Here is an 11,119-nt window from a genome sequence, read left to right as displayed (position 1 = left end):
ACGTCGAAAATCGCGGTCTTGTAATGCTTTGCATTCATGAATACCTTAAAAATAATAATAAATCATATGAATAACTTTTGGTTCGTTTTTTTTATCAAGAAAAAAAATGAACGTAATAAAATAATAAGCTACTAATTATCGTAAATTCAATTTAGAATTTCATCTCTATTTTTTCGCGCGCGCGTGCCTGTTTATAATATATTCCTCTTAAAAAGAAATTCCCCCGATAGACAAGTTTTAAAAAATACATTAATAAATGAAAACTAAAATTTAACACTAATTACTTTATGAAGATCATTTACTTTCTTCTTATGGTGTCTTCGGGGGATAGAGTGTGAATCTGTTTACTCTTTCATAATTTTACATAAGTTTTTAAAATTCAACATTAGTTTTAAAAGCCACTCCTTTTCCTGTACATCGCGCCAACTTTGTTTTTGGGAAAGGGGTTTTTGTTTTTACGTTATAAGTTTTACGCTTTACGTTTTACGGTTTTATTAATACTCAAATCCACTTTTTAATAACGAATTTTAGAGTTGACATACGATTTGCAGACGAGCTTCAATCCATTGAAACAAGCGTAAAAAAGATTAGTGAGCGTATGCGAATCATTTAATCTTTTTAGTGCGTAAAATGTTAATTGAACGTCGAAAATCGCGGTCTTGATTTTTTGATTACTTTTTGATCAAGCAAAAAGTAATATACCGAAGCTTATAAAGCTTCTCCTCTTAATCTCAAATGTGTTTTTTATCAAGAAAAAAAATGAATAATCTTAATCATGCATCTCAGCTTTTTGACACTCGCCTCCAAATCATATGACATTTTTTTAATTCCTTTTTCAATATTCAAATTCACTTTCTACAATGAGTTTTGTCATTCTTGACTTGTCTCAGAATCGCATCCTATATATTTGATTTAGATTCCACTCAAACAACTAACATCTAATCTGTACATCATACATTTAACTTATTACTTATAACTCATTACTTACAACTTAAAACAGGTAGTAGCCCCAATAAATTTGGAAAATGGCAATAAACGTTTTACATTTAGTGTGCGAATAAAAAAGGTAAAACGAATGCTTTCAAAGTCTCATTACCGAGGCTCAGATAGAGAGCGAGTAAAGAAAGGGGAACCTTTTCTTTACGTTCCGTTAAATGTTATAAAACGGAGAATTGTTCTTTAAAAGAATGGAAAAAACGAACAGACTTTGTCTGGCGGTTTTTTACGGATGAATGGAAATTGTTTCGTTCTCATTTTGTGTTGGGTTTTATGGAACGATGTTTCTCGTGTATGAAGAAATACTTGCAAAAAAGCAAGGAGCGCTCTCACACTTTAGAACCATGGGCGACCAAACCCAGCTTTAAAAATTCGAAAATTTATAAAGCTTCAACCTAAAGCTAACGTGAGAAACACTCCATGCCATATACGAAAGTACAAAACTTTTGAGACATGAAGCGATTTCACGATACTCTCGATAGAAAATTGGTCGTTTTGAGTCGAGATTACATCGTTTAATTATGACTATTAAAAGTCTAATTATCAATTCGCTTATACAAATATAACAATAATTTTTAACTATTCGCTATAGCGAACACTTTTTTTTAAACAAAATGGAAAAAAACGATTATAAAAGTAACCTCAATAAAAAATTATGTGAATATATCACGATTCGCTTTTTATCCAATTTTAATAATATAAGCAATAATAATAGCCAAAATAAATACGCAAAAGCAGTCGGAGTAACATCTTCAACAATTAGTAAAATATCTAAAGGAGATGGGTACAATATTCCATTATCTACTATAGCTTTAATTTTAAAGTATGAAAAAATTAGCTTGTCAGATTTTTTTGAAGACTTTAATAAATTTTATAATAATTAATTTAAATAAATAAAAAGGCTTCAGATGAAGCTTTTTTTATTCAATTATTTATATATACAACAATGGTAATAAATTAGATTAATTTATATATTTGTTATTTACACTAAATGAAGATATAGCTTTAGTTTCGTAAAAAAACAATGTTACCTGCAACCCTTTCCAAACACTACGCAACAAGAAAGCGACCTCGAAAAGTCGCTAAAAAAAATTATTTATCTAACATCACTTTATAAGTTGGGTCTTCAATGATATTTACTTCGATAACACTTTCTGCATTTTTCAATAATTGTCGACAGTCTTCGCTTAGATGCTTCAAATGTACTTTTTTATTTTGCTTAGCATAACGATGTGTCAAAACGTTCAACGCTTCTATTGCTGACATATCTACCACTTTACTTTCCTTAAAATCAATAATTATTTCTTCGGGGTCACCAATTACATCAAATTTTTCTGTAAAAGCTGTAGTTGAACCAAAGAAAAGTGGACCAAATATTTCGTAATGCTTTACTCCTTTATCGTCAATGTATTTTCTGGCACGTATTCTTTTAGCACTTTCCCAAGCAAAAACTAATGCTGAAATAATAACTCCTATTAAAACTGCCAATGCGAGATTGTGTAGCAACACAGTAACTAAAGCAACTAACATACCTACAAAAATGTCGTGTCGTGGCATTTTATTAATAATACGGATACTTGCCCATTCAAACGTACCTATCGCTACCATAATCATAAGTCCAGTAAGTGCAGCCATCGGAACTTTTTCAATTAAACTACTACCAAACATTATAAATACTAAAAGAGCCACAGATGCAATAATTCCAGATAATCTCGCTCTTGCTCCACTGGATACATTAATTAAGCTTTGTCCAAGCATTGCACAACCGCCCATTCCTGAAAAGAAACCCGATAAAATATTAGCCGTTCCTTGTGCCACTGCTTCTCTATTGCTATGTCCTCTTGTTTCAGTAATTTCATCAATAATATTCAAGGTCAATAAACTTTCAATCAAACCAACCCCTGCAACAATAGCCGCATACGGAAAAATGATTTGAAGTGTTTCTAAATTAAAAGGAATTTGAGGAATATGAAACGGCGGAAATCCACCTTTTATAGAAGCAATATCGCCAACAGTTTTGGTATCCAATTTTAAAAAATAAACCAACCCAAAAACCACTAAAATAGCAGTAAGGGAAGCGGGAACAGCTTTTGTAATTTTAGGCAATCCCCAAATAATAAGCATTGTTAAACCCACCAAAGCCAAGAGAATATACATATTTGAACCTGTGAGCCAATTGCCCGAAACATCTTTGAATTGGTCTAACTGCGACATAAAAATAATGATGGCTAAACCATTCACAAAACCAAAAATAACAGGATGCGGAACCAAACGGATAAGTTTTCCTAACTTTAAAAATCCTGCTAACATTTGAATAATTCCTGCCAAAATAACGGTGGCAAAAACGTATTCCACACCGTGCGTTTTTGCTAAAACAACTATGACTACTGCTATTGCACCAGTTGCACCCGAAATCATTCCGGGACGACCGCCTAAAATGGACGTAACCAAGCCCATCATAAAAGCGGCATAAAGACCCACAAGCGGAGAAAGTCCTGCAATTAAGGCAAACGCAACTGCTTCTGGAACTAAAGCCAAAGCAACGGTAATACCTGATAAAATTTCGGTTTTGTAATCTACTTTTTGTTTGAAATCAAACAAATTGATAATTTTCTGCATAAGATATTTGTATTGTAAAAATTTATAAAATGTAATTTGCACCGAAAATCAGCATTTCGGGTACACGAAAGAAACCAATAAAAGGAATTGGGAAAAAACAGCAATTAACCAACCATTAAGGCGGAGTAACTTGAGAAGATATTTGCGTTGTTTTTTTCATTGAGGTTGCAAAATTAACATTTTATGACAACTTGACAAAACAAAACTTGACAAAACCTAATAAAAAATTAGGGCAGCAGGTAACAAGGTATTGCCAAAAGCGGGGCTGAAGGAATTATATTGAACATTTTTGCTATATTTGAACTTTGGTATTTCTATTGAAGTTTGGTGCTAAAACTCCCCGCCTTCGGCAATACCCAAACCGTTAGCAGTAATATTAATCGAAACTCCACAATGAAATTAGACAGTCTACCAACTATTGAAAACGAAGATGATTTACTGCTTCAAATGGAGCAATTTAAAATGGGATTAGTATCTCGTGCAACTGGTGGTGATTTTGACACAAAAGAATATTCTAGATTTAGAAAATTAATATTGACAAATAGCAACTTAGAGAAAGTAGTACCGCGTTTTTTAAAACTTTGCAGAACTTCAGATGAGTTTTGGGGTTGGATTAAGTCAGAAGCTCCTTCTTATGCAGAAAGAAGAATTATAATTGCAAATGAAATTAATCCAATATTAGAAATCTTAGAATACGAAAATGGTGAAGGTGCTTTAGAGTTTAGTAAAAACTATGAAGAAAAAGAAGTTATAGGACACGGTGGATTTGGAATGGTTTACTTATATGAACAACGTTTACTTAAGCTAAATTTTGCTGTTAAAGTTTTTGCTCCTTCATTCTATGAAAGTGGAGGTGACGAAAAAGAATTAGAAAGATTTTTTCAAGAAGCCAGAATTCTTTTCAAGCTAAATCATCGAAATATTATTAAAGTTTACGATGCTGGACTCATTGGAAAACGACCATTTATTAGAATGGAATATTTTGAGGGAAAAAATCTTAATCAAATCCTACAAGAAGTTGGAACATTGAGTATTGACAAATCAATTATAGCAATTAAGAGCATAGCTAGTGCTATTAATCACGCACACGAAAATGGAGTAATTCATAGAGATTTAAAGCCTAGCAATATAATGGCAGCAAAACCAAATCAATTTCGGGTTATTGATTTTGGATTAGGAATTTTTATAGAAAATGAACTTCATTCCAGACTTACAAAAACAGGTTCTCAAACTATTAGCGGTTATTATAATGCTCCTGAACTTGTTGCAAATCCGAAGTTAATTGATAAACGTTCTGACATATATTCAATTGGTGCAATTTGGTATACATTACTTTGTAATCAACCTCCTGCTGGTTCTAATTTTATGAAAATTTTATCTGAAAATGGAATCGAAGAAAAGGTTTTAGAAATAATAACTAAATGTTTAAATCCAATTGAAAATAGATATTCAGATTGTATTGAATTACTAAATGATATAGAAAAACTGTAGCTAATAACTAAGCTTTCGTCTTGTCTGGAGAGTATGATATGTATTGAAATCACTGAACACAAATAACAATAAATATACAACCTCGCTAAGTGTTTTTTAGCAAGGTTTTATTTTTACACAATAAGGTATACAATATAGTTTTGTTTGTATATTTGGGTTTAATTTTAGGAAATGTAGATATAAGGAATATTTAATGAAACTTTTCTATATTCTACTTTGTAAAAAAAACAATGTTAGCTACAAGTATAAAACAATCAACAAATTTAATAAATGATTTAAATGTCAAATAACAAATGGGGATTTTTAAGAGAAACTTCTGAATCAGCAAAGAAATCTGGAATAGATAAGGATACTGGTTTACATAGAACCGGGCTTGAGGTATATTTAAAAACAATTTTCCCTGAAATTGACGATTGGATTCATAATAAAACAATTGGTCAAAACAATTCTGAAGGTAAAAATATTTTAAGTCGACCTGATTATAGAAGTGAAAAATTAAAATTGATTATTGAATTTGATGGACTTCTTCATTATACCAAACCTGAAACTATTGAAAAAGATGAAGTAAATACAAAAATTTACGAAAGTTTTGGATATAAAGTAGTCAGAATTCCATATTTCATTCAACTAACAAGAACAGCTGTTAGTACATTATTTAATATTGAATATTCAGAAGAACTATTTGATGAATCAATTTCATCTCTTGGTATTAAAGGACAAAATACACCTGCATACTTATGCCCTGCTGGAGTTAAAAGAATGGCAGAAGAATTTTACAAATTTCCAGAACAATATAAAATAAATTTAAATTTTCTAAAAGTGCAAAATAATAAACACTTAACTGGAATTGAGTTTTTAGAAAAAGAGTATAACTCAATAAACAATAATACCAATAAATAACAAGGGTAACTGTTGCACAACTCCAGTTTTAGGTACAAAAAAAAATAGAATAAATAATAACCTCTTTAAAAGCATTTTTAGTGAGGTTTTTTGTTTTTACGTGAAAGCGTAATTTATTTTGAGATGGTTGTTGTATGTTTGGAATAATATAACGAAATGTAGATGGTTTTTAGAAATTAGACTATGTTTACTTTGTAAAAAAATTTAGCTGCAATAAAATAACCAATATAATTAGTTTTAAAACTATTAAATTTCTATAAAATCATATGTCTAGTAAATTAATTCTTCTAAGAGAAAGTATTGATATACCTTTCGAAATAAGAAATTTAAGTGGTTATGAATTCTCAATTCAAGATGTAACTTTTAATGATTATGATGAATCTGTAAGTATATATAGTTTACATTTCTGTGAATTAGATGATCGTGAAGAAATATGGAACAAAGCTAATACTCTTATTGAAATTATAAATAGTGCTTTAAGATTATATTATCAAAATACAACACAAAAGATTCAATTAACTCCAGTAATGACAACTAGCGTTAGAGGATCAAGATTATATCATCCTATTTCTTCTAAAAACAACTTTACCAGAATCTATCCTTTCGATGAAAAAGAATTAGAAAACAATTTAAAAGATTCTAATTATGAACCAAGAAATCATCCTTTAAATATCATATTAGGATTATCAAAAAAAAATGATGACATATTTGAAATTCTTATGTTAAATTCTTTAGATTATAGTTTTACTAATTTATATAAAATTTATGAAACCCTTGAATATTATTTTAAGCAAAAAATTAATATTAATCTTTCAGAAGGTTTTATAGATTATAATATTACTAAAAAAGATATACGTTCTTTTAAACAAACTGCAAATCACGGAAATTATGACGTTTTTACACTTATGTCAACAGACGTAAGGCACGGTAGAAATCAAAACCCTGATAATTTCATTAAAACCACTAATGAAGACGCAATTCAATTAATTCAGAATATTATAAAAATTTATTTACAAAAAATTTATAACTTTAAAATATAAGATATTACTAAAGCTAATAACTAAGCTTTCGTCTTGCCCGGAGGGCATGAGATGTATTAAAAAACGATTGAAGACAAAAAGAATAAATATATAACCTCTCTAAGTGTTTTTAGTGAGGTTTTTTATTTTACACAATAAGGTATATCTCTTGTTTTATCCTGAATATTTTTTAGTAATAAAATAGCCCATTTCTTCAGGGGGGCGGGTATCCTTCGATTGTTATTCGAGAAAAAGTTGTATGTTGTCAAAATAAATGAGACACCTCTTTCTAAAAATTAAGAGAGTGTTTGGTTTATAAATTTATTATTTTTTCTTGAAAATACAACTGCCTTCTTTTAGCGATTGTTTGTTGTTTAATAAATGACTTTATAATACTGCTTTTCCCAGAACCATATAAACCTGTGATTGCGATATTTTTAACTGCTTTATTTTTTATACCCCACTCTAATTTATCAGAGTAATTTTTTATTTCATCCTCTTTTAAATGAATTGAATTTAGATGTGAAAATTGTATAATTTTTTCTTCATTTGTTAATTCAGATTTATTTTTTTCAGGACAATTAACACATTCATCGTTATTATTTATAATAGAATATCTTGAAGGCATTTGTAATAATATATATCCGTAAATTTAAGTTTATTCTTTTAATAAAAAATCCCCAACTTCGCTGTTGAGGATCAATACTATTTTTAAAGTTAGACTTCTTTACAATCTCCCACCCACTCCTTTAAACTTCTCAACAAAAGCACTTATCTTTTGAAAAACACTTTGTTTTTTCGTCAGATACTGCGGGTTCAAAGGACTCATTTTTGGAAGAATTGAATTCAGTTCCGTACCATTATCACTCGCATACTCACGCTTCAACGAATTCGATATATAACGCTTAGCCGCTTCCTCATTCAATTCCTCATCCGTAATCAACTCAGTTACTTCCTCTTTTTGCTTACGCTGAGCATATTCATAGAAAGAATCCAATATCGAAGGCTTATCTTCTATATTATCCAAGTTGGTATCATTAATATAATCAACCACCAAACTTTCTTTCGCTCTATTCCCAATACTTGCACGAATAACTCGACTTATTTCTTCAACTAATTCAGCTTTGTTTTTTGTTTTTTTGTTGTGATCGAAGATTAATTCTAAGATGTAATCTAAATTAATCTCTTGAGATTTTAATAAATCAACTTCAAAAACCACATCATCCCAATCGATTCCACCATCTTCTGGTTGTTTCCCTTCTTTTTCTTTTCTTAACCAATCACGAATGTCATTATAGGTCGAACGATAATCCTGTTCTACTCGTTGTGGTAACAATTGAATCTTTTGCATCACAACTAAATCATCGTCCGAAACATGGTACATTTCTTTGAATTCTTCTACAGCAGTTGCATCGCTTTGGTCAATGTTTTGTAAGGCTTTTAGACTTGTGAATTCATCATAGTTTTGTAAGATATTTTCAACACGTAAATATTCACCGAATAATTTTGTAAACTCTTTTTTATCCTTTTCTTTTTCAATTTGATCAGGATTTGGAAATTTCTCGTTTAGTTCATTTACAACTTCTACAAAACCTCTTCTTGCTTCTCCTGTTGAAGCGTCGGTAAAACCTTCTAAATATTCTTTATAGCTTTTCTCTAAAACTACATTTTTTGTGTTTTTGTTTCCGAATAAGGTAATCGCATCTATTGTTGCTTGTTCCAAGTCACGGAACGTAACAATGTTTCCAAAAGATTTGGTTGCATCTAAAATACGATTGGTACGCGAAAATGCTTGAATTAAACCATGATAACGTAAGTTTTTATCAACGAATAAAGTGTTTAGTTTTGGTGCGTCAAATCCAGTTAAAAACATACCGACAACGATTAGTAAGTCGATTTCTTTGTTTTTCACACGTTCTGAAAGATCACGGTAATAATTTTGAAATTCATCACTTTCTACTCCGTAGCTTGTTTTGAACATCTTATTGTAATCGTTGATGGCTTTCGTTAAGAATTCTTTTGCTGTACTGTTTAATGCAGAAGGCTCGAATGATTCGTCTATGATTTCTCCGATCGCTGATTGTTCTTCGTTGGCTGCAAAAGAAAAGATCGTCGCAATCTTCAACGGTTTTTCACTGTCAATTTGCTGACGGTTTAATTCTTCGTAATAATGTTTAGCTGCTTCTACGCTACTCACGGCAAACATCGCATTGAAACCGTTATTTCCGCCTTTTGTACGGTGTGTTTTGATGCGGTAATTCTGTAAGATGTATTTAGAAATTTCGCTGATACGTGCAGGATGTAAGAATGCTTTTTTCGCATCTTCACCACTTAATTTCTTTTCATCAACTTCCGTTTCAACGCCTTTGAATTGAGGTTTTACATTATGATAATCCACCTTGAATTTTAAAACCTTTTCATCTCTGATGGCATCTGTAATGACATACGCATGTAATTCTGATCCAAAAACACTTGCTGTGGTTTCTGCACCAAGTGCATTTTCAGGGAAAATTGGCGTTCCTGTAAATCCGAATTGGTAGTATTTTTTGAATTTCTTTTTTAGGTTTTTTTGGGCTTCACCAAATTGTGAACGGTGAGCTTCATCAAATATGAAAACAACTTGTTTATTGTAAATATCCAACTCTTGATCGCCTTTCATTAAGTTGTTTAACTTCTGAATGGTTGTCACAATAATTTTGTTGTCGTTTTTTTCGATGTTTCGTTTTAAACCTGCTGTACTGTTTGAACCGTTGACACTATCAGGCGAAAATTTTTGGTATTCTTTCATGGTCTGAAAGTCTAAATCCTTACGATCCACCACGAAAAATACTTTATCGATAAAATCTAATTTAGTCGCTAAACGAGCAGCTTTGAAACTGGTTAAGGTTTTCCCTGAACCGGTAGTATGCCAAATGTACCCACCACTTTCTAAAGATGACCATTTTTTGGTTTGATAAGCACTTTTAATTTTCCATAGAATACGTTCGGTTGCTGCAATTTGATAAGGTCGCATCACCAATAATGTATCTTTGATGTCTAAAACCGTATAGGTTAGCAAGACATTAAGTAGTGTATTTTTTTGAAAAAAAGTTGCTGTAAAATCCTTTAAATCTTTGATTAAGGTATTATCAGCCTTTGCCCAATTCATCGTGAAATCGTAACTGTTTTTGTTACGCGTAACGGTATTGGCAAAATAACGTGTATCTGTTCCATTCGAAATGACAAACAATTGCAAGTATTTGAAAAGTGAATTGTCAGAATTAAAGCTCTCTTTTGAATAACGATGGACTTGATTAAACGCTTCGCGAATGGCTACGCCACGTTTCTTCAGCTCTACTTGAATCATCGGTAATCCGTTGACCAGAATTGTTACATCGTAACGATTGGCGTGCGATCCTGTTTGTTCGACTTGTGAGATGACCTGTACTTTATTACGCGTAATATGCTCTTTATCGACTAAATAGATGTTTTGAATATGACCATCATCAAATACAAAATCGTAGATGTGGTTATCGTGAAGTTTACGCGATTTATCGACTAAACTATCACTTGGTTTATCTAAATATTCGACAAGGAAACGCGCCCATTCGTTATCGGTAAATGCCATATTATTCAATGCTTGTAATTGCGTACGCACATTGGCTAACATAGCATCCGTTGATTTTAGATGAGTCGGATTCTCGTATCCCAGATCAATTAAATCTTGGATGAATTCTTTTTCTAAGGCAGCTTCTGATTGATAAGCAATCGGAGCCTCGTTTAATTCGTAGAATTTGGTGTATTTATCCAATACAATGTAATTGTTGGATTCTGCAATCGTTTTGTACATCTTATGTTATTCTAAGTAGCTGTTAATGGGTTGAATGGTTTAGATTCTAATTTGTTTCACTTTCTAAATTGCATTGCTCGTAATGACGTGAGCAATATGTTGCGTTTTTTTATGGATTGCTTCACGTTGTTCGCAATGACGGTGAGCAATGACTGGATTGCTTTGCTTGCGTTGTTTGCTGGATTGCTTCGCTTTGCTCGCAATGACGTTGGTTATACTCGCGATGACGGTGAGCAATGACTGGATTGCTTTGCTTGCGTTGTTT

Annotated in this window: 8 protein-coding genes; 4 read left to right on the top strand and 4 right to left on the bottom strand. The window is 31.4% G+C overall.

Annotated features, from left to right (window positions below; all coding sequences use genetic code 11):
* Positions 1-1,610: 1,610 nt before the first annotated feature.
* Complete coding sequence (locus B4E59_RS01885) at positions 1,611-1,880, top strand: helix-turn-helix domain-containing protein (protein WP_159155289.1); 270 nt, start codon at positions 1,611-1,613, stop codon at positions 1,878-1,880.
* Positions 1,881-2,088: 208 nt separating this feature from the next.
* Here the strand turns inward: B4E59_RS01885 and B4E59_RS01880 are convergent, their stop codons facing one another.
* On the bottom strand, positions 2,089-3,615 hold the full coding sequence (locus tag B4E59_RS01880) for a SulP family inorganic anion transporter (RefSeq protein ID WP_115000917.1): 1,527 nt from the start codon (positions 3,613-3,615) through the stop codon (positions 2,089-2,091).
* Positions 3,616-4,008: 393 nt separating this feature from the next.
* On the opposite strand from B4E59_RS01880, the gene B4E59_RS01875 reads away from it, so the two are divergent.
* The 3 genes from B4E59_RS01875 (at position 4,009) to B4E59_RS01865 (ending at position 7,046) form a co-directional block, all read left to right on the top strand.
* The gene (locus B4E59_RS01875; RefSeq protein ID WP_291051017.1) at positions 4,009-5,106 is read left to right on the top strand and encodes a serine/threonine-protein kinase; all 1,098 of its coding nucleotides are present in this window, start codon (positions 4,009-4,011) and stop codon (positions 5,104-5,106) included.
* A gap of 279 nt (positions 5,107-5,385) precedes the next feature.
* The gene (locus B4E59_RS01870; protein ID WP_291051014.1) at positions 5,386-6,006 is read left to right on the top strand and encodes a DUF559 domain-containing protein; all 621 of its coding nucleotides are present in this window, start codon (positions 5,386-5,388) and stop codon (positions 6,004-6,006) included.
* Positions 6,007-6,272: 266 nt separating this feature from the next.
* A complete protein-coding gene (locus B4E59_RS01865) occupies positions 6,273-7,046 on the top strand; it encodes a hypothetical protein (protein ID WP_291051011.1) in 774 nt (257 codons plus the stop codon).
* A 292-nt stretch (positions 7,047-7,338) separates the two neighbouring features.
* Here the strand turns inward: B4E59_RS01865 and B4E59_RS01860 are convergent, their stop codons facing one another.
* The 3 genes from B4E59_RS01860 to B4E59_RS01850 all read right to left on the bottom strand — a co-directional run.
* Complete coding sequence (locus B4E59_RS01860; protein ID WP_291051008.1) at positions 7,339-7,653, bottom strand: YobI family P-loop NTPase; 315 nt, start codon at positions 7,651-7,653, stop codon at positions 7,339-7,341.
* A gap of 99 nt (positions 7,654-7,752) precedes the next feature.
* The gene (locus B4E59_RS01855) at positions 7,753-10,854 is read right to left on the bottom strand and encodes a type I restriction endonuclease subunit R (RefSeq protein WP_291051005.1); all 3,102 of its coding nucleotides are present in this window, start codon (positions 10,852-10,854) and stop codon (positions 7,753-7,755) included.
* Between the two features lie 63 nt (positions 10,855-10,917).
* Positions 10,918-11,119, bottom strand: a 202-nt coding sequence (locus tag B4E59_RS01850) for a hypothetical protein (RefSeq protein WP_291051003.1), incomplete at its 5' end; no start/stop codon positions are given.

The organism is Empedobacter sp. UBA2044 (assembly GCF_002333005.1).
Taxonomy (GTDB): domain Bacteria; phylum Bacteroidota; class Bacteroidia; order Flavobacteriales; family Weeksellaceae; genus Empedobacter; species Empedobacter falsenii_B.
The sequence above is the reverse complement of the archived record's forward strand: the minus strand, read 5'-3'. Positions and strand labels throughout refer to the sequence as shown.